The following is a 19,936-nucleotide window of genomic DNA, read 5'->3' as shown; positions in this document are numbered from 1 at the left end:
GCAATCATGATAAGTAACTTTTGAATCCGGCGAGCAGGTGTGAAAACACGTAGAATTAACAGCGGATATTTATCATCGCCTGAGCAGTTGATTAAGGTCTGACACAGATAGAATTTCGGCCCATCTCTGCCCCACCTTAATAAGGAGTTAAGAATGAAAGTTGCCGTTCTCGGTGCCGCTGGCGGCATAGGCCAGGCGCTCGCACTTCTGCTCAAAACCCAGCTTCCCGCAGGTTCAGAACTCTCACTGTATGACATCGCGCCGGTTACGCCGGGCGTTGCCGTTGATCTCAGCCATATTCCGACTGCTGTAGCCATTCAGGGATTCAGCGGAGAAGATGCCACGCCTGCCTTACAGGGTGCAGATGTGGTACTGATCTCTGCTGGCGTCGCGCGCAAACCGGGTATGGATCGCGCCGACCTGTTTAATGTTAACGCCGGCATCGTTCGTAATCTGATTGAACAGGTGGCGACTACGGCCCCTAAAGCGCTGATTGGTGTCATCACCAACCCGGTCAATACCACCGTTGCCATCGCGGCAGAAGTGCTGAAAAAGCACGGTGTCTATGACAAAAATCGTCTGTTCGGCGTGACCACGCTGGATATCATTCGCGCCAATACCTTTGTGGCCGCGCTGAAAGGCAAGCAGCCTGACCAGGTTGAAGTCCCGGTGATTGGCGGTCATTCCGGCGTAACCATTCTGCCGCTGCTGTCGCAGGTTCAGGGCGTCAGCTTCAGCGATCAGGAAGTGGCCGATTTAACTAAACGCATTCAGAACGCTGGCACCGAAGTGGTGGAAGCCAAAGCGGGTGGCGGATCGGCTACATTGTCGATGGGCCAGGCGGCCGCACGTTTCGGTTTGTCACTGGTACGTGCGCTGAAGGGTGAGGCTAATGTTGTAGAGTGTGCTTACGTGGAAGGCGAGGGTGAATATGCCCGCTTCTTCTCTCAGCCGCTGCTGCTGGGTAAAAACGGCATTGCGGAACGCAAGCCAATTGGCACACTCAGTGCTTATGAACAGCAGGCGCTGTCAGGCATGCTTGATACGCTGAAGAAAGATATTGAGCAGGGTGAAGCGTTCGTTAAGCAGTAACTGACGGCTCAGACTGAAAACGCCCGGCTTAGCCGGGCGTTTTGCATTACAGGCCGCCAGATTTAAAGGCGCGGGCGGCAGGTGTACCGTTGCTGGCAGGCAGCTTCTTACCCAGGGTTTCCATGCGCATCTGGAACGGCGGGAACGGCATCTCAATACCGTGCTGCTCAAACCCGAGCAGAATCAGCTGGTGCAGTTCGTGACGCAGCGGCATACGGTGTCCCATCTCGGCGGCATGTACCCTGATCTCAAACAGCTGAATCCCCTGCTGCAGATCGACCAGGAAGGCTTCCGGCGGTGGTGTATCAAGGACATAACTGCACCGCTCAGCCGCCTGCACCAGAATGGTTGTCACCTGCTCACTGCTGACTTTCGCCGGAGCCGGAATGGTCAGTACCACACGCGTCACGGAGTCGGACAGCGACCAGTTAATAAACTGCTCGGTAATAAAAGCCTTGTTTGGCACGATAATCTCTTTGCGGTCCCAGTCGGTGATGGTGGTCGCACGCGTGTTGATCCGGGTGATGCTGCCGGTCAGGTCACGGATCGTCACGGTATCGCCAATACGAATCGGTTTTTCGAACAGAATAATCAGGCCGGAGATGAAGTTGGCAAAAATTTCCTGCAAGCCAAACCCCAGCCCGACACCCAGCGCGGCAACCAGCCACTGCAGCTTCGACCACTCAATGCCGATCATGGAGAAACCTATCAGCCCGCCAACCAGCAGCAGCAGATATTTGGTCAGGGTAGTGATGGCATAACCGGTGCCGGGCGTCAGATTAAGATGCTGCAACAGCGCCAGCTCAAGCAGCGCGGGCATATTGCGCACCAGCTGGGTAGTGATAATGAACACCAGAATGGCGATCAGCACCGAACCCAGGGTGATTGGCTGAATCGACTCCACGCCCTGCACGGAGGTGCTGACATCCCACAGCTGGATATTTTCCAGGAAGCCAAAGGCCGAGTGGATTTCTGACCACAGCACGATCACCGAGACCAGGGCAATCAGCGTCAGGATAGAACGTACCAGCCGCAGCGACTGCGCACTGATCGCATCCAGGTCAATTACCGGTTCTTCAATTTCAATCGCATCGGTGTTCTGAGCGCTTTGCTCTTTCTCTTCTTCACTGCGCGCCCGGTTAGCCAGCATATCGGCACGACGCTGTCGGGCGCGATCAAAACCAAGACGGCGACGCTGAATCAGCATCCAGCGCCGGATAATGTGATAGATAACCAGCAGCAGGAACCAGATGGCGACCGATGTTTCCAGTCGCGCCAGCAGCGCCTGCGCGGTCGCCAGATAGCCCACGGCAGAGGCGAGAGCAGCCATCAGCGGCATGGCGATCATCAGGTTCCACAGCATCCTGTTCACCATATTCTCGCCACTTCCCTCTTTATCAAGATAGAGCGGAATACCGGAACGCTTCAGGCTTACGGTAACAATACTGATTGCCCCGCAGATCAGGATGAAACAGAGGCGGCCCAGCGTCGAAGAGAACTGCCTGTCTTCGAGATTGCCAAAGGCGATCAGCAGCATAATCAGCGGCACAATCAGGCCGATGCTCAGCGAGTAGTAGCGCATGGCCCGCGCCACCCGGTTCTGCGGCCAGCGGAAATGCACAATGAACAGTCCATTGGGTCGGGCAAAGGCGGCGCTGATCATAAACGCCCACAGCAACGGCAGCGTGGCGGTAATGCCATCACCAATGGCCACGGCGATAGGGTAGGGCCAGGCGTTCTGCAGGCCATAACCCAGCGCACCCCAAAGCACGGGCAGCGGCAGCGCCACCAGAATCGACCAGAACACGGTACGGATGGTCAGGCGGAAACGATCCTGGGTAACCTTGCCGACTTTGCTGGCGGAGCGTTCAAGAAACGCATTGAAGTGGCGGCGTGAGCTGATGCTGAAACCGACCAGCAGCAGGGCACCAATAATCGGCAGCACGGAGTTGCGGCTGGTAAACATCATTGCCATCGCTTTGCCAAGCTGACCCAGCGTATCCAGCGACAGCAGACGGGAAAGATCTTTAGCCAGATCCAGCGGATAACTCAGACCGATCGGACTGACGTCAGCGGTCCAGAACAGATAGCGGTGCGTTGCGTCTTTGACTTCCGTCAGCGCATCCTGCAGCTGGGTGTTGCCGACCTTCAGCTTGGTGATTTCCAGAATCAGGGTGTCACAGCCGGAGATCAGGGAGTTGAGCAGTTCACGCTGAGTGCGTAGCTGTGCATCCAGAATACGCTTCTGTTCTGCGGTGAAGGGCTGACCATCGGCCTGCCGTCCTTTGAGCAGCGTCTCCTGACGCTCCAGCAGATCTTCGTAATAGAGACGCTGCACGCGAAGCTGTGCCATCTCATTATCAATCTGCTGGGACTTGGGCATCTCCGGCAGACGCGCAACCTGCGCCCGTAGCGCTTCGCCCAGCAGGCTGGAAGCACCCAGCCATTGTGACTGTTCACGCAGAGTAGAGAGCGCCTGACGCACCTGAATAATCTGGTTGGTGGCCAGCCGCTGCTGCGATGCCACCAGATCCATACGCTGCGCCTGCTGATTCAGCGCAGCAGAGAGTTCACGGTTTACCCGAAACTGATCGCTAATTGCTGGCGGCAAATCACCGCTGTTTTCTGCCAGTTGCTCGGTGCGGGCCAGGGCGACTTCCGCTTCGCGTTGTCGCTGGTCATTAAGCTGGTTGCGCAGTGCCTGCAAATAGTTATCGAGCTGCGTTGCTTTACGCTGGTGGGCTTCAGCCCGCATCCGCGCCAGTTCCTGACGGTTATTGGCGGAGAGCTGTGCCAGCTCAAGTTCATCGACGAGCGCTTTATTTGCCGCACTTTCCGCCTGGCGAGCTGCCAGTTGCAGCTGCCCCTGCGGTGAACTGCTGCTGACGCCCTGCAGCCTGCGTTCACTCTCGGTCATCGCCCGACGCGCTTCCGTCTGCTGCTGCGGCAGCTGCGACAACGAATCACTGATTTCCCGTGCCCGATCCTGCTCCTGCCGCGCCTGACGCCCCTCTTCCAGCAACTGGCTGCTGACCTGCAGAATCTCCTGATCCAGCTCGGCACTGCTCATGTTATTGCGAACGGTTTTCCCGCTGTCGTTCAGTGCAGCGATCTGCTGGCGCAGTTCGCGTGCCAGACGTGGAAAGTCATCAATGACCTGCTGATATTGCGATGCACGCTCCAGCGAGTCGTCGCGTTCAGAGAGAAAGTTTAAGGCTGCTTCAATCGTCTGGATCTGTTCCGCCTGGGCCGGGGAACTTTTGGCCGATTTTATCTCTTCCAGCTGCTGTTTGAGCTGGCTGGCGTCAGGAAGGCTGGCCGCGAAGGCCGGGCTGCTGAGCCACAGGCTCAGCAGCAGGAGGAGAATCGAACGCACAGAGGACACTCAATTTAGTCGACGATGACGTCGGAAATGTCTGTCGCAACCGGCAGTGCAATCGCCAGCGGTTGACCCAGACGGGTTTTACTTTCTGCTTCCAGACTTTCAGCCAGCTTGACGCGACCGGGGGCGAACAGGTTGATAACGGTAGAGCCGAGCTTAAAGCGGCCCATTTCCTGGCCTTTCAGCAGGACCACCGCGCCTTCATCATCCGCTGCCGGATAGTGCCAGCGCTTGATCACACCTTCACGCGGTGGCGTGATAGTGCCAGCCCAGACGGTTTCGATGCTGCCGACAATCGTCGCACCCACCAGAATCTGCACCATCGGTCCGATATCGGTTTCGAAATAGCAGATAACGCGCTCGTTACGGGCAAACAGGTTGGGAATATTACGCGCGGTCAGCGGGTTAACGGAGTAGAGATCGCCTGGCACATAAATCATCTCACGCAGGATGCCGTTGCACGGCATATGGACGCGGTGATAATCACGTGGAGCCAGATAAGTGGTGACGAATTCGCCCTCCACAAATTGCGCTGCCATCCGCTCATCTCCCGCCAGCAGAGCATCAATCGTGTAGTGATGCCCCTTAGCCTGGAAAATCTGGTCGCCATGAATGTGGCCAAGCTGACTGATAGCACCATCTGCGGGCAGGGCGATCAGGCTGGCATCTGCATCTGACGGACGCGCATCGTCTTTCAGCGGACGAACGAAAAAGTCATTAAACGTGCGATAGCTGGCGGTATCGGGCTTGCGCGCTTCCGCCATGTCGACTTTGTAAAACCAGACAAAGATGTCAATGACCAGTTTGGTCAACCAACCACCGCGGCGACTGGCGCCCCAACCGGCAAGTTCAGTCAGCCATTTCTTCGGGAGAATATGATTCAAGCCGAGTTTTAAACGATCAAACACCTTAGCCTCCTGGCTATTTTATGACGTTGTAAAAAAGGGGCGGATTGTAGCAGCGACCCGTTCAGATGGCGACTATACCTGATTTCCGGCACGCTGCACGGTCCGGATGCGCGATCGGAATCCACCTCGCAAAATGCAGCGGCTTATCCGTTCAGACGCGGTTATACCGATTAACTTTCACCCTCGGGGAAATTTTTACGCGTTTTTACCTGCGCCATGCTCTCCAGAATACGGTGGTAGTTATCGAAACGGGAGGCGTGGATTTTTCCCTGTTCGACCGCTTCACGAATCGCACAGCCGGGATCGCTGCCATGTTTACAATCACGGAATTTGCAATAGCCCAGGAAGGGGCGGAATTCAACAAAGCCGTGCGTAACCTGCTCCGGCTCCAGATGCCACAGACCGAACTCGCGCACACCGGGTGAATCGATCACATCACCGCCGTGCGGAAAGTGATACAGGCGCGATGCGGTAGTGGTGTGCTGGCCCAGGCCTGAGCCGTCTGACACTTCGTTGGTCAGAATGGCGACCTGCTCATCTTTGTCGAAGCCGAGCAGGGCATTCAGCAGGCTCGACTTGCCGACGCCAGACTGACCGGCAAAGATACTCACGCGGTCGGTCAGGGCGGATTCCAGGTCATCCAGGCCATTTTTCGCCCGGCTGGAGACCATCACCACGCGGTAGCCAATGTTGCGATAGATATCCATCTGCTGATCAACAGCAGCACGTGCTTCGTCATCCAGCAGATCGGTTTTATTCAGGACCAGCAACGGTTCGATGTCCAGCGTTTCGCTGGCAACCAGATAGCGATCGATGATGTTCAGCGACAATTCCGGCAGGATCGCAGAGACGATGATGATCTGATCGATATTCGCTGCCATCGGCTTCACGCCGTCGTAAAAATCGGGGCGGGTTAATACGCTGGTGCGCTCATGCACCGCTTCAACAATGCCTTTGCCGCCGCTGGTGGCCGGACGCCATAACACCCGATCGCCCGTTACCAGCGAACGGATAGTGCGGCGGATATTGCAGCGGTGGGCGACGCCTGCGCTATCCTCAACATCAGCATGCATGCCAAAGCGACTCACAACGACCCCATCTGCAGCTTCACCAAACAGGTTGTCATCCGCTTCCGGACGCTCTCTGCGCTGGTTGAGACGGCGATCGTGGTTAGCGCTTACGCGACGTTGTTGGCCCTTCGACAGTTTATTTTTACTCACTCACCCTCACAGCGTTAGCCAGATTTCGCCCGGCTGGGCAAAACGTCTATGATACACCTTATTCATCGTGAATGACGACTACAGCAACCGCAGGAAACAGCATGGCTACTGGAAATGAACAGAATCTGATCTGGATTGATCTTGAGATGACCGGACTTGATCCGACGCACGATCGCATTATTGAGATTGCGACGTTGGTGACTGACGCCAACCTGAACATTCTGGCGGAGGGGCCGGTCATGGCCGTCCATCAGTCTGATGCGCAGCTGGCGCTGATGGATGAGTGGAATGTCCGTACCCACACCAACAGCGGTCTGGTTGCACGGGTGAAGGAGAGTAAGATTGACGATCGCGCAGCAGAACTGGCGACTATAGAATTCCTGAAACAGTGGGTTCCGGCGAATGCATCGCCTATCTGTGGCAACAGCATCGGGCAGGATCGTCGCTTCCTGTTTAAGTACATGCCTGAGCTGGAAGCGTATTTCCACTATCGCTATCTGGATGTGAGTACCCTGAAAGAGCTGGCTCGTCGCTGGAAACCGGCGATTCTGCCTGGCTTCAAAAAAGGCGGTACGCACCAGGCACTGGATGATATCCGCGAGTCAGTGGCGGAGCTGGCTTACTACCGCGAACACTTTTTGCAGCTTTAATCGGCGGTGGGTGTGCATGAAATCACCAGGTTGCTGATTTAATCAGCAAACGCGCTGAAAGCGAAAATTTTTGCTTTCAGACGCTTGCAGCAGGAACGATTTCTCGTATAATGCGCACCCCGTACCGGTGAAGAATTTATTAACGGTACAAGGCGCGGGAATAGCTCAGTTGGTAGAGCACGACCTTGCCAAGGTCGGGGTCGCGAGTTCGAGTCTCGTTTCCCGCTCCAGATTTAAAATGTAAGCAGTAACCTCTTTGCGGGAATAGCTCAGTTGGTAGAGCACGACCTTGCCAAGGTCGGGGTCGCGAGTTCGAGTCTCGTTTCCCGCTCCAGTTTTGATTAAGCAGTGCCCTTCTATGCGGGAATAGCTCAGTTGGTAGAGCACGACCTTGCCAAGGTCGGGGTCGCGAGTTCGAGTCTCGTTTCCCGCTCCAGATTTTACATCACCCTTGTTTCAGTCCGTTCTCCGGCTGTTTTTGGCCGTGTGATAGTGATGACTTCCTGAAGGTTATCCACAGCATTACCCCCCATCTTTCGTGCCTGTCAGGGCGATCTGCAAATTGTTTCTGAACAGAGTTATCCACAGCTTTGTGATTTAACCGGAGCGGTAGTCTCATTATTAAATAAACACAAATTTTTCATAAGTTATTGATATTTATGTTTATGCAGATATTTCAATTTGTTATTTCACAGCGAAATCAGCGTTGTTGCAGTTGAATGACAACGGCTTTTTATTTTTATTCACAGCATGTGGAAAACGATAATCAGCGGCTTGCTGTTCAATCATGCATCACGCGGTAAACCCTTTTCTACTGCACGAACCAGCCGTTTCTGCTGGGCTGGCTGCACTTCAACTACCTGTTGCTCGCGTTTCTGCTGCTGCTGCAGAAGTGCCCACTGAATATGTTCATCCAGCAATTCACTCTCACCGAGTCGTTGTTCAAGCACCGGAATGATGGGGGGCGACCAGGGCGCATTACCCAGCGCCACGGCAATATTTCGCAGCCAGCGTAAATGGCCAATACGGCGGATCGCCGAGCCTTCCGTGATGCGTAAAAACTTCGCTTCATCCCATTGAAACAGATCGATCAGCGCCGGAGCATGTAACGCCGCTCGCGGTGAAAAGTCGCTTTCGTCACTCAGTTGTCCATAGCGATTCCACGGGCAGATCAGCTGGCAGTCATCACAGCCATAAATCCGGTTGCCCATCAGAGGACGAAATTCTTCCGGGATAGCCCCTTCCAGTTCAATGGTGAGATAGGAAATACAGCGACGGGCATCCACGACGTAAGGCTCAACGATAGCGCTGGTGGGGCAAATCGTCATGCAGGCAACGCAGCGGCCACACTGTTCCTGCTGCGGGGTATCAACTGGCAGCGGAATGTCGATCAGCAGTTCGCCGAGGAAAAACCACGAGCCTGCTTCCCGATTCAGGATCAGCGAATGTTTGCCGGTCCAGCCAAGTCCCGCTTTTGCCGCCAGCGGGCGCTCAAGCAGCGGTGCCGAATCCACAAACGGTCTGAAATTGAGTTCGCCACAGTGCTGCTGGATCATTTCTCCGAGCTTTTTCAGTCGATTGCGCAATACTTTGTGGTAATCACGACCAAGTGCATAACGGCTGACATAGCCCAGTTGGGGATTTTTCAGCGTGCTGGCAAAGGCCGCTTTGGCCGGAAGGTAGTTCATGCGAACGCTGATGACGCGCAGCGTGCCGGGCAGCAGTTCATGAGGACGCGCCCGCATCATGCCGTGACGCGCCATCCACGCCATCTCGCCATGATACTGCTTATCCAGCCATTCCTGCAGACGCGGCTCTTCTGCACTGAGATCGGTATCGGTGATGCCGACCTGCTGAAAGCCGAGATCCAACCCCCACTGTTTAATCTGTTGTGCGAGTTGATGAAGATCGAGAGGGTATGACATGAGTGACCAGGATTCGAAGAAAAACAGCCGCAGTTTACCATATTCTGTCTGGCCTGCGCAGGCTGTGGCACAGCTTGAGCAACAGGGAGCCGATGCGCTCGGGATTACCCTGTATGAGCTGATGCTGCGTGCCGGGCAGGCCGCTTACACGCATCTGACTGCGCACTGGCCTGAAGCCAGCCACTGGCTGATTCTGTGCGGCCACGGCAATAACGGCGGTGATGGATACGTGCTGGCGCGACTGGGGCAGGCGGCGGGGAAAACCATTACGTTGCTGGCGTGCGAAAGTGAAAAAGCGCTGCCGGAAGAGGCGCAGCTTGCCCGGGACGCATGGCTGGACGCGGGCGGTGAAATCCACGCGGCCGAAGCGGCCTGGCCAGAGCAGGTTGGGGTGATTGTGGATGCCCTGCTGGGAACCGGCAGCCACCGTGCGCCCAAAGAACCCTATGCCACGTTGATTCAGCGCGCCAACGCCCATGCGGCACCGATACTCGCCATCGACATGCCCTCCGGATTGTCTGCCAGCAACGGCACCGCGCCCGGCGAGGTCATTAATGCCAGCCATACGCTGAGTATGGTCGCACTGAAACCGGGCCAGATTACCGGCAAGGCGCGAGACTATACTGGAAAGCTTTTTTATGCCGATCTTGGTCTGGCTGCTTTTCTGGCGGGAGAAGAGGCTCCCATCGCCCGTTATGATGCCAGCGCATTAACCCGCTGGCTTAAGCCACGTAAGCCCACCTCGCACAAGGGCAATCATGGCCGGTTGCTGGTTGTAGGCGGCGATGCCGGTACCGCTGGCGCAGTGCGAATGACGGCAGAAGCCGCATTACGTAGCGGCAGTGGGCTAGTGCGAGTGCTTACTCACAAAGATAACATTATTCCGATTCTGACCGCCCGGCCTGAAATTATGGTCGATGAACTGACGGATGAACGCCTGACGGAGGCGCTGGCGTGGGCTGATGTCATCGCGATTGGGCCCGGTCTGGGTCAGCGCGAGTGGGGGAAGCAGGCGCTGAAGCGGGTTACTGGCAGTGAAAAGCCGATGCTTTGGGACGCGGATGCACTTAACCTGCTGGCAATAAGTGCGGAGAAACGTCAGAATCGCATTATTACGCCGCATCCTGGCGAAGCGGCACGTTTGCTGAATATCGAGACCAGTGAAATTGAGAGTGACCGCTTACATGCAGCGCAGGCACTGGCGCAGCGTTATGGTGGCGTAGTGGTACTGAAAGGTGCCGGCACGCTGATTGCCAGCGAGCAGGGCGAAATGGCCTTTGCGGATGTGGGCAATGCCGGTATGGCCTCCGGCGGTATGGGCGATCTCCTGAGTGGAATTATTGCCTCGCTGGTGGGTCAGAAACTGACGCTGTTCGATGCGGCCTGCGCTGGCTGCGTTGCACATGGTGCAGCGGCTGATGCGGTGGCTGCAGAACGCGGTACACGCGGTATGCTGGCCACTGATTTACTGGATCTGCTGTGGCAGTTTGTTAATCCTGAGATGAATAAAGAAGCATGAAGACCTGTGTTATCTCTTTGCCCGATGAGGCGGCTACGCTCAGTTTGGGCGCTCAGCTGGCGCGCGCCTGTGGCAGCGCGGCAGTGATTTATCTCTATGGCGATCTGGGGGCGGGTAAAACCACCTTCAGCCGCGGCTTTCTGCAGGCGCTGGGCCATCAGGGCAATGTAAAAAGTCCCACTTACACCCTCGTTGAGCCTTACACGCTGGATGACCGTACGCTCTATCACTTCGACCTTTATCGCCTTGCCGATCCCGAAGAGCTTGAGTTTATGGGCATTCGCGACTATTTCAGCGGCGATGCCATCTGTCTGGTGGAATGGCCGCAGCAGGGTGCCGGTTTTCTGCCGCAGCCCGATCTCACCTTAACGCTGCGTTACGTGGGTGAGGCGCGTGAAGCGGAACTGACTGCACAATCTGCGTCCGGCCAGCAATGGCTTGAACACGTTGATCAGGGCAGGGATCAGGCATGATGTCACGGATGAAAAAGGCGCTGGTGACACTGCTGCTGATGGTGCTCTCAGCCCCCCTGTTTGCCGCCACCCTGTCAGATATTAAAGTGGCTAACGGCGACAGCCAGGCAACCATTACCCTGAATTTTGCCGGGCAGCCGGTCTACGGCTTTTTTCCTCTGCACAATCCCGACCGTGTGGTGCTTGATGTGCGCCAGAGCGGCGTCGTTCAGGGACTGCCGCTGAATTTCAGCGGCGAAAACATCGTAAAGCGAATTCGTACCAGCACCCCTAAAGACAAACAGAGTGTGAGGCTGGTGTTTGAACTGACGCAGGCGGGTAAAACCCGGGCAGTCACCCAGCGCAATGGCAACAGCTACAGCGTGGTCTTCACTATTACCGGCAAGCCGCCCGCTGTGACGCGCAGTGTGCCTGCGCCAGTCACAGCACCGACCCGTGTGCCAGCGCAGAGTGCCGCAGCGGCTAACCCGTTTAATTCGAATCCGGTGACGTCGGTAACCAGCACCGCGAGTACCGTACGTCCCGGCACTGTCATCAGCAAGAATGACACCGTGATTGTGGCCATTGATGCCGGACATGGCGGCCAGGACCCCGGCGCTATCGGGCAGCGCGGACTCAAAGAGAAAAACGTTACCATCGCCATTGCCCGTAAACTGCGGGTATTGCTGAATAACGATCCGATGTTCAAAGGCGTCCTGACGCGTGATGGCGACTATTTTATCTCGGTCATGGGACGTTCCGACGTGGCGCGTAAAGCCAATGCCAACGTGCTGGTCTCCATTCACGCCGACGCCGCGCCAAGCCATGCGGCGACCGGTGCATCGGTCTGGGTGTTATCCAACCGTCGTGCCAACAACGAGATGGCAAACTGGCTGGAACAGAAAGAGAAACAGTCTGAGTTACTGGGTGGTGCCGGTGACCTGCTGGCTAACAGTCAGGCCGATCCCTACCTCAGTCAGGCGGTACTTGATCTGCAGTTCGGTCACTCGCAGCGGGTGGGTTATGACATCGCTCAGAAAGTCTTGCAGCAGATGCGCAGCGTAACTTCGCTGCATAAGCGTCTGCCTGAGCATGCCAGTCTCGGCGTGCTGCGTTCGCCCGATATCCCTTCTTTGCTGGTGGAAACCGGCTTTATCAGTAATTCCTCGGAGGAGCGACTGCTAGGCAGTAGCGCACACCAGGATAAGATTGCGCAGTCGATCTATAAAGGTCTGCGCACTTATTTCCTGGCGCACCCGCTGCAATCCATCCCAAAGGAGGAAAACCTGCCGCTGGGCTCGTCGCCAGCGGTTAGCGTCGCCAGCAACCCGGCGACCGGGGTGACGCACTACACCGGCGCAACGCAGCGCCATACGGTAACGCGTGGTGAAACGCTTTCCGGCATTGCCGCGAAGTATGGCGTCAGCATGGACACGCTGCGCGACATGAATACCCTGAAGCGGGATGTGGTCTGGGTCGGACAGCGACTGAAAGTACCGGCCAGTGCAGCCGCCAGCCGGACCGCACGTGCCGCGCCGCGCGGTGTTGTGCGCCACAAAGTTGTGGTCGGTGACTCTCTGACCGGCATAGCCGCACATTACGGCGTCAGCCCGAAAGCGATAATGCAGACCAATAATCTGAAGTCGACCAACGTCATGTTGGGGCAGAACCTGAAAATTCCTGCATCCTGATTGTTTGCCCGGCCAGTGCGCCGGGCTGCCAGCTAAAAGGAAAATCATGCCGATTCAAATTTTACCGCCCCAGCTGGCAAACCAGATTGCGGCGGGTGAAGTGGTTGAACGTCCTGCATCGGTTGTTAAAGAGCTGGTGGAGAACAGCCTGGATGCTGGCGCGACGCGCATTGACGTTGATATTGAAAAGGGTGGCGCAAAGCTGATTCGCATTCGTGACAACGGCTGCGGGATCGTGAAAAGCGAGCTGTCGATGGCGCTGGCCCGGCACGCGACCAGTAAGATAGCTTCACTGGATGATCTGGAAGCGATCATGAGCCTGGGGTTTCGCGGCGAAGCGCTGGCCAGTATCAGTTCTGTCTCCCGTCTGACACTCACCTCACGCACCGCCGATCAAACCGAAGCCTGGCAGGCCTACGCTGAAGGGCGTGATATGGCGGTCACGGTGAAACCGGCTGCGCATCCCTGCGGTACCACGCTGGAAGTGCTGGATCTGTTTTATAACACGCCGGCACGCCGCAAATTTATGCGCACCGAGAAAACCGAGTTCGGCCACATCGACGAGGTGATTCGCCGCATTGCCCTGGCGCGCTTTGATGTCGCGCTTTCGCTAAGCCACAACGGCAAAATGATGCGTCAGTATCGGGCCGTCAGCGAGGAGACGCAACGCGAACGGCGGCTGGCTTCTATCTGCGGCACCACCTTTATGCAGCATGCACTGCGCATCGACTGGCAACATGACGAACTTTCGCTGCGCGGCTGGGTGGCGGATCCCGCCGGTTCGCGCCAGGTCAGCGATCTCCAGTATTGCTATGTGAATGGCCGGATGATGCGCGATAAGCTGATCAATCACGCTATCCGTCAGGCATTCCAGACCCAGCTTCAGGATGATCAGCAGCCCGCCTACGTGCTCTATCTGGAGATCGATCCGCATCAGGTCGATGTCAACGTCCATCCGGCCAAACATGAAGTGCGATTTCATCAGTCACGCCTGGTGCACGATTTTATCTATCAGGGCGTGGTCAGCGTGTTGCAGGCGATGGCGGCACCGGCCTTGCCTGCGGTTCAGGCAGAAGAGGCCGCACCGCGCTGGCAGCCGGAAAACCGTCAGGCTGCGGGCGGTAATCATTTTGCGCAGCCTGCGGCGTCGGCCAGCGAGAAGAAATCCTCAGCCTCCCCGCGTGAAACGCAGCCCGCACCGGCCTGGCAGAACAAAGAGAATGTTTATCGTCAGCGTGAGGGGGCGGTTTATCAGCAACTGCTGAAAACGCCAGTCAGCCCGACACCGCCGCCAGAAGCCCGCAAGCCAGCAGCGCGTCAGGGCGAAAAACCCTCGCCGCTGGCCGCCCATGCCCAGAGCTTTGGCCGGGTGCTGACCGTGTTGCACAACCACTATGCGCTGCTGGAGCAGGGTCAGAAATTAATGCTGATGGCGCTGCCGGTGGCGGCGCGCTGGCTAAAACAGGCGCAGCTTGAGCCGGGTGAAGAGGGGCTTAAACCGCAGCCCCTGCTGATCCCGGTGCGCCTGAAAATTGCCCAGGAAGAGCGGCAGGCAGCAAAAGAAAATAGCCGCCTGCTCAATCAGATGGGCATTGAACTTCAGCCCGAAGGGGACCATGTGACGTTGCGCGCGGTGCCTTTACCGTTGCGAACACAAAATTTACAAATCTTGATTCCTGAGCTGTTAGGCTATCTCGCCCGGCAGCAGGAGAACTCTGCGACGCAACTGGCCCAGTGGCTGGCGCGGCGTCAGGAAACAGAGTCCTCTGACTGGAATCACTCACAGGCGATCAATCTGCTGGCAGAGCTTGAACGGCTTTGTCCTCAGCTACTGAAATCGCCACCTTCAGGCTTATTACAGCCCATAGAGATTGAGAGCGCGGTTAACGCGTTGAAGCATGAGTGAACTAAACCAGGCTGGCCGGCCAAAGGCTATTTTTTTGATGGGACCCACGGCTTCTGGCAAAACCGCTTTAGCCATTGAATTGCGCAAGCAGTTACCAGTGGAACTAATCAGCGTAGATTCTGCCTTAATCTATCGTCAGATGGATATTGGCACGGCGAAACCGTCGGCTGAGGAGTTAGCAGTGGCCCCCCATCGTCTGCTTGACATCCGCGACCCCGCAGAAGCCTATTCGGCAGCGGAGTTCCGGCGGGATGCGTTAGCAGAAATGGCGGATATCGTTGAAGCCGGACGAATACCGTTGCTTGTTGGTGGAACCATGCTCTACTTCAAGGCGTTACTTGAAGGATTGTCGCCGTTGCCCTCGGCCGATCCCGACGTTCGTCAGCGGATAGAGCAAACGGCGCGTGAAAAAGGCTGGGAAGCTTTACACCGCCAGCTGTGTGAAATCGACCCGGTTGCCGGTAGTCGTATTCATCCGAATGATCCGCAGAGACTTTCGCGAGCACTGGAAGTTTTTTTTATTTCGGGTAAAACTTTAACGGAACTGACAAAAACATCCGGTGAAGCGTTACCCTACGACGTGCAACAATTTGCCATCGCCCCCGCGAGCCGTGAATTGCTGCACCAGCGCATCGCGTTGCGTTTTGAGCAGATGTTGGCGTCAGGATTTGAAGCGGAGTCTCGGGCCCTGTTTGCACGAGGTGATTTGCATACGGACATGCCTTCCATTCGTTGTGTTGGTTATCGTCAGATGTGGTCTTATTTGTCGGACGAAATCGATTACAGCGAGATGGTTTATCGGGGAATTTGCGCAACCCGGCAGCTTGCTAAGCGACAGATGACCTGGTTACGCGGTTGGGAAAATGTTCACTGGCTTGACAGTGACGAGCCCCGGCTGGCGCGTGATACAGTGTTACAGGTTCTTAGTGCGAAGCATGGGTGATTGTGTACAATTGATGGGTTATCGTGCGCAAATTTTTACGCAGTTTTTTTCAGAACCACAGGTTCTACTAGCAACAAACAACAAGCATATAAGGAAAAGATAGAATGGCTAAGGGGCAATCATTACAAGACCCGTTTTTGAACGCACTGCGTCGTGAACGTGTTCCGGTTTCGATTTATCTGGTTAACGGTATTAAGCTGCAGGGTCAGATTGAGTCATTTGATCAGTTCGTCATTTTGTTGAAAAACACGGTAAGCCAGATGGTTTATAAGCACGCCATTTCTACCGTTGTTCCTTCGCGCCCGGTTTCTCACCATAGCAATAATACCGGTGGCGGCAGCAACAATTACCATCATGGTGGCAGCAACTCATCTGCGCAGCCACAGCCACAACAAGACGGCGATAACGCGGAATAACGCGTCACCGCACAGCCAGGAACGGAGAACAGCGGTTTTCCGTCCTGGTCTTTTATTTAGCGAGGTTATAGCTTGTTTGACCGTTATGATGCCGGTGAGCAGGCCGTACTGGTACACATCTGGTTCTCCCAAGACAAAGAAACAGAAGATTTACAGGAGTTTGAAACCCTGGTCTCTTCTGCTGGCGTTGAGGCGCTGCAAGTGGTTACTGGCAGCCGTAAAGCGCCACACCCCAAGTATTTTGTCGGTGAAGGAAAAGCCGTTGAAATTGCCGATGCGGTAAAAACAACTGGAGCATCGGTCGTATTATTCGATCATGCCCTTACGCCCGCTCAGGAAAGAAATCTTGAGCGCCTGTGCGAATGCCGGGTCATCGATCGCACCGGACTGATTCTGGATATTTTTGCCCAACGCGCACGCACCCACGAAGGTAAATTGCAGGTTGAGCTGGCACAGCTGCGTCATCTTGCAACGCGTCTGGTACGTGGCTGGACACACCTTGAACGTCAGAAAGGCGGGATTGGCTTGCGTGGCCCGGGTGAAACGCAGTTAGAAACTGACCGTCGTCTGCTGCGCGGACGTATCAGTCAGATCCTGTCTCGTCTTGAGCGGGTTGAAAAACAGCGTGAGCAGGGACGACAGTCTCGTGCCAAAGCGGATATACCAACCGTTTCGCTGGTGGGTTACACCAACGCCGGTAAGTCGACCCTTTTTAACGCTATGACCTCTGCCAATGTCTTTGCCGCAGACCAGTTGTTTGCGACGCTCGATCCCACATTGCGCCGTCTGAATGTTGCCGATGTCGGGGACGTGGTTCTGGCAGACACGGTCGGCTTTATCCGCCATCTTCCTCATGATCTGGTTGCCGCATTTAAAGCCACGCTGCAGGAGACGCGTCAGGCGACGCTGTTACTGCACGTAATTGATGGTGCCGATCTGCGCGTGACGGAAAATATCGCTGCCGTCGATACCGTACTGGAAGAGATCGAAGCGGACGAAATCCCGACCTTACTGGTAATGAATAAAATCGATATGCTCGACGGCTTCGAACCGCGTATCGACCGTAACGAAGAGAACCTGCCGATTCGCGTCTGGCTTTCCGCCCAGACCGGTGCAGGTATTCCGTTGCTATGGCAGGCGCTGTCTGAGCGGCTGTCGGGTGAAATTGCCCAGCACGCGTTACGTCTGCCACCGGAGGCGGGGCGACTGCGCAGCCGTTTCTATCAGTTGCAGGCGATTGAGAAAGAGTGGAATGAAGAAGACGGCAGTGTAGGATTACAGATACGTATGCCCATCATTGAGTGGATGCGTTTATGTAAACAGGAACCGTCGCTGACCAGTTACATTGTTTGATATTGCCCAAACGCATTTACCTTAAAAATTGAAGATTGTCGCATTTCCGTTGCAGGCCCGAATACGCAGGATTTATCCGGGTATTTCGGATTTCAGCAGGGCGGCAACTGAGCAAATCCCTGGACGCTTACGCAGGTAAGTCACCGGGGAGAGCGAAGGCAGCCAGCATCGCTGCAATCCGAAAGATGAAGGGTAAAAATCGTAATTAAAATAAATGGAGTAGAGACATGGCGTGGAATCAGCCCGGAAATAACGGACAGGACCGCGACCCGTGGGGAAGCAGCAATAATCAAGGCGGCAACTCTGGGGGAAATAAGGGAGGACGGGAATCCGGGCCTCCTGATCTGGATGATATCTTCCGTAAGCTGAGCAAGAAGCTTGGTGGACTGGGCGGTGGCAAACAGAGCGACAACGGTCAGCGCGGCTCCGGCAGCGGTGGCAAAATTGTTGGCATCGTGGCTGTTGCTGCTGTGGTCATCTGGGCTGCAAGCGGTTTCTACACCATCAAAGAAGCGGAACGTGGCGTGGTAACGCGCTTCGGTAAGTTCAGTCACCTGGTTGAACCCGGTCTGAACTGGAAGCCGACATTCGTTGATCAAGTGCGTGCAGTCAACGTTGAGTCGGTGCGCGAACTGGCAGCGTCTGGCGTGATGCTGACCTCAGACGAAAACGTCGTGCGCGTGGAAATGAACGTACAGTACCGCGTGACCGATCCGGAACGTTATCTTTATGCTGTGACCAGCGCGGATGACAGCCTGCGTCAGGCGACTGACAGTGCGCTGCGCGGCGTAATAGGTCGTTCTACTATGGACCGCATTCTGACCGAAGGCCGTACCGTGGTACGTAGCGATACCCAGCGTGAAATTGATGAAACAATTCGCCCTTACAACATGGGGATCGCGGTGCTGGACGTCAACTTCCAGGCTGCCCGTCCGCCGGAAGAGGTGAAGTCTGCATTTGATGATGCGATTGCCGCACGTGAAAACCGCGAGCAGTACGTCCGTGAAGCAGAAGCTTACGCTAATGAGGTTCAGCCTCGTGCTAACGGCCAGGCGCAACGTATTCTGGAAGAGGCGCGTGCTTACAAAGAGCGTACCGTTCTGGAAGCGCAGGGTGAAGTGGCGCGTTTCGCCAAGATTCTGCCTGAGTATAAAGCGGCACCTGAAATCACTAAAGAGCGTCTCTACATTGAGACCATGGAACGCGTGCTGAGCCATACCCGCAAAGTACTGGTTAACGATCGGGGTAATAACCTGATGATGCTGCCGCTGGATCAACTGATGCGTGGCGGTCAGGCAACATCGGGCCAGAATGGTCAGAAAGGCGGTAATAGTTCTTCGCTGCCCGCCATCTCCGATCGCAACGCCAGCCGCAATGACACGTCGTCATACAGTCCGGACAATATCATGGATCAGCGTCGGGCGAATGCTCAGCGCAGCGACAGCCAGCGCGAAGGGAGAGAGTAATCGATGCGTAAGCCAATTGTTTTTTTAATTATTGTCGTGCTGGTGGCGCTCTATGCGTCGCTGTTTGTGGTGCAGGAAGGACAGCGAGGCATTGTCCTGCGCTTCGGTAAAGTCCTGCGCGACGGCGAAAACAAACCTCAGGTCTTTGAGCCGGGTCTGCATTTTAAGATCCCTTTCCTGGAAACGGTTAAAACGCTGGATGCACGCATTCAAACCATGGATAACCAGGCCGATCGCTTCGTCACCAAAGAGAAGAAAGATCTGATCGTGGACTCCTACATCAAATGGCGTATCAGCGATTTTAGTCGCTACTACCTGGCCACGGGTGGCGGTGATGTCTCTCAGGCAGAAGTGCTGCTGAAACGTAAGTTCAGTGACCGTCTGCGTTCTGAAATGGGGCGTCTGGATGTGAAAGATATCGTTACGGATTCCCGTGGTCGCCTGACCACTGATGTCCGCGACGCGCTGAATACCGGTTCTGCGGGCAGCGATGATGAAATCGCCACGCCTGCGGCTGATGATGCCATTGCCAGCGCAGCAGCCCGTGTAGAGCGTGAAACCAACAGCAGCGAGCCCGCGCCAAATCCGAACAGCATGGCCGCGCTGGGTATTCAGGTTATGGATGTGCGCATCAAGCAGATCAACCTGCCGACCGAAGTTTCAGACGCAATCTTCAACCGTATGCGTGCTGAACGTGAAGCGGTAGCACGTAGCCAGCGTTCACAGGGTCAGGAAGAGGCAGAAAAACTGCGTGCTCAGGCCGATTACCAGGTGACACGTACGCTGGCTGAAGCCCAGCGTGAAGCGCTGATCACACGCGGTGACGGTGATGCAGAAACGGCCCGGTTGTTTGCGGATTCGTTCAGCAAAGATCCTGACTTCTACGCCTTTATTCGTAGCCTGCGTGCCTATGAAAACAGCTTTAGCGAAAATCAGGATGTGATGGTGTTAAGCCCGGATAGCGACTTCTTCCGATATATGAAGGCGCCCTCTAACGCGACACGTTAAGAACT

General features: G+C 55.7%; 15 protein-coding genes and 3 tRNA genes. 14 read left to right on the top strand and 4 right to left on the bottom strand.

Annotated features, from left to right (window positions below; all coding sequences use genetic code 11):
* Positions 1 to 153: 153 nt before the first annotated feature.
* Positions 154 to 1,092 (top strand): malate dehydrogenase, encoded by a 939-nt coding sequence (mdh, locus tag N5J69_RS14350; RefSeq protein ID WP_279771174.1) that lies wholly within the window; start codon positions 154 to 156, stop codon positions 1,090 to 1,092.
* A gap of 46 nt (positions 1,093 to 1,138) precedes the next feature.
* On the opposite strand, the gene mscM is transcribed toward mdh, so the two are convergent.
* The 3 genes from mscM to rsgA form a co-directional block, all read right to left on the bottom strand.
* Positions 1,139 to 4,468 carry a miniconductance mechanosensitive channel MscM gene (gene mscM, locus N5J69_RS14345; protein WP_279771173.1) on the bottom strand — a complete coding sequence of 1,110 codons (3,330 nt, stop codon included), beginning with the start codon at positions 4,466 to 4,468 and terminating at the stop codon, positions 1,139 to 1,141.
* Positions 4,469 to 4,482: 14 nt separating this feature from the next.
* Positions 4,483 to 5,382: an archaetidylserine decarboxylase gene (asd, locus tag N5J69_RS14340; RefSeq protein WP_279771171.1), complete on the bottom strand. Its 900-nt coding sequence runs from the start codon at positions 5,380 to 5,382 to the stop codon at positions 4,483 to 4,485.
* A gap of 170 nt (positions 5,383 to 5,552) precedes the next feature.
* Positions 5,553 to 6,602 (bottom strand): small ribosomal subunit biogenesis GTPase RsgA, encoded by a 1,050-nt coding sequence (gene rsgA, locus N5J69_RS14335; protein WP_279771169.1) that lies wholly within the window; start codon positions 6,600 to 6,602, stop codon positions 5,553 to 5,555.
* Positions 6,603 to 6,703: 101 nt separating this feature from the next.
* On the opposite strand from rsgA, the gene orn reads away from it, so the two are divergent.
* The 4 genes from orn to N5J69_RS14315 all read left to right on the top strand — a co-directional run bounded on the left by orn (position 6,704) and on the right by N5J69_RS14315 (position 7,688).
* Positions 6,704 to 7,252 carry an oligoribonuclease gene (orn, locus tag N5J69_RS14330; RefSeq protein ID WP_279771168.1) on the top strand — a complete coding sequence of 183 codons (549 nt, stop codon included), beginning with the start codon at positions 6,704 to 6,706 and terminating at the stop codon, positions 7,250 to 7,252.
* Between the two features lie 154 nt (positions 7,253 to 7,406).
* Positions 7,407 to 7,482 (top strand) — tRNA-Gly (locus N5J69_RS14325).
* 28 nt (positions 7,483 to 7,510) lie between these two features.
* Positions 7,511 to 7,586: transfer RNA gene (locus N5J69_RS14320), tRNA-Gly, on the top strand.
* Positions 7,587 to 7,612: 26 nt separating this feature from the next.
* Positions 7,613 to 7,688, top strand: a tRNA-Gly gene (locus N5J69_RS14315).
* 349 nt (positions 7,689 to 8,037) lie between these two features.
* On the opposite strand, the gene queG is transcribed toward N5J69_RS14315, so the two are convergent.
* The gene (queG, locus tag N5J69_RS14310) at positions 8,038 to 9,177 is read right to left on the bottom strand and encodes a tRNA epoxyqueuosine(34) reductase QueG (RefSeq protein ID WP_279771167.1); all 1,140 of its coding nucleotides are present in this window, start codon (positions 9,175 to 9,177) and stop codon (positions 8,038 to 8,040) included.
* On the opposite strand from queG, the gene nnr reads away from it, so the two are divergent.
* From nnr to hflC, 9 genes are all read left to right on the top strand, one after another.
* Positions 9,176 to 10,696, top strand: a complete 1,521-nt coding sequence (gene nnr / locus N5J69_RS14305) for a bifunctional ADP-dependent NAD(P)H-hydrate dehydratase/NAD(P)H-hydrate epimerase (protein ID WP_279771166.1) — start codon at positions 9,176 to 9,178, stop codon at positions 10,694 to 10,696. The two genes, queG and nnr, sit on opposite strands and share 2 nt — an antisense overlap.
* Positions 10,693 to 11,169 carry a tRNA (adenosine(37)-N6)-threonylcarbamoyltransferase complex ATPase subunit type 1 TsaE gene (gene tsaE, locus N5J69_RS14300; protein WP_279771164.1) on the top strand — a complete coding sequence of 159 codons (477 nt, stop codon included), beginning with the start codon at positions 10,693 to 10,695 and terminating at the stop codon, positions 11,167 to 11,169. Before nnr ends, tsaE begins: the two co-directional genes overlap by 4 nt.
* Positions 11,166 to 12,839, top strand: coding sequence for an N-acetylmuramoyl-L-alanine amidase AmiB (gene amiB, locus N5J69_RS14295; protein ID WP_279771163.1), 1,674 nt, complete (start codon positions 11,166 to 11,168; stop codon positions 12,837 to 12,839). Before tsaE ends, amiB begins: the two co-directional genes overlap by 4 nt.
* Positions 12,840 to 12,885: 46 nt before the next feature.
* Positions 12,886 to 14,745: a DNA mismatch repair endonuclease MutL gene (gene mutL, locus N5J69_RS14290; protein ID WP_279771162.1), complete on the top strand. Its 1,860-nt coding sequence runs from the start codon at positions 12,886 to 12,888 to the stop codon at positions 14,743 to 14,745.
* Positions 14,738 to 15,688 carry a tRNA (adenosine(37)-N6)-dimethylallyltransferase MiaA gene (gene miaA, locus N5J69_RS14285; RefSeq protein ID WP_279771161.1) on the top strand — a complete coding sequence of 317 codons (951 nt, stop codon included), beginning with the start codon at positions 14,738 to 14,740 and terminating at the stop codon, positions 15,686 to 15,688. Before mutL ends, miaA begins: the two co-directional genes overlap by 8 nt.
* A gap of 104 nt (positions 15,689 to 15,792) precedes the next feature.
* A complete protein-coding gene (gene hfq / locus N5J69_RS14280) occupies positions 15,793 to 16,104 on the top strand; it encodes an RNA chaperone Hfq (RefSeq protein WP_279771160.1) in 312 nt (103 codons plus the stop codon).
* Between the two features lie 72 nt (positions 16,105 to 16,176).
* Positions 16,177 to 17,457 (top strand): ribosome rescue GTPase HflX, encoded by a 1,281-nt coding sequence (gene hflX / locus N5J69_RS14275; protein ID WP_279771159.1) that lies wholly within the window; start codon positions 16,177 to 16,179, stop codon positions 17,455 to 17,457.
* Between the two features lie 227 nt (positions 17,458 to 17,684).
* Complete coding sequence (hflK, locus tag N5J69_RS14270; protein ID WP_279771158.1) at positions 17,685 to 18,923, top strand: FtsH protease activity modulator HflK; 1,239 nt, start codon at positions 17,685 to 17,687, stop codon at positions 18,921 to 18,923.
* Positions 18,924 to 18,926: 3 nt separating this feature from the next.
* The gene (gene hflC, locus N5J69_RS14265) at positions 18,927 to 19,931 is read left to right on the top strand and encodes a protease modulator HflC (RefSeq protein WP_279771157.1); all 1,005 of its coding nucleotides are present in this window, start codon (positions 18,927 to 18,929) and stop codon (positions 19,929 to 19,931) included.
* Positions 19,932 to 19,936: the final 5 nt, after the last annotated feature.

Source organism: Pantoea sp. GD03673 (assembly GCF_029844725.1).
In the GTDB taxonomy this organism is placed as follows: Bacteria; Pseudomonadota; Gammaproteobacteria; order Enterobacterales; family Enterobacteriaceae; genus Pantoea.
The sequence above is the reverse complement of the archived record's forward strand: the minus strand, read 5'-3'. Positions and strand labels throughout refer to the sequence as shown.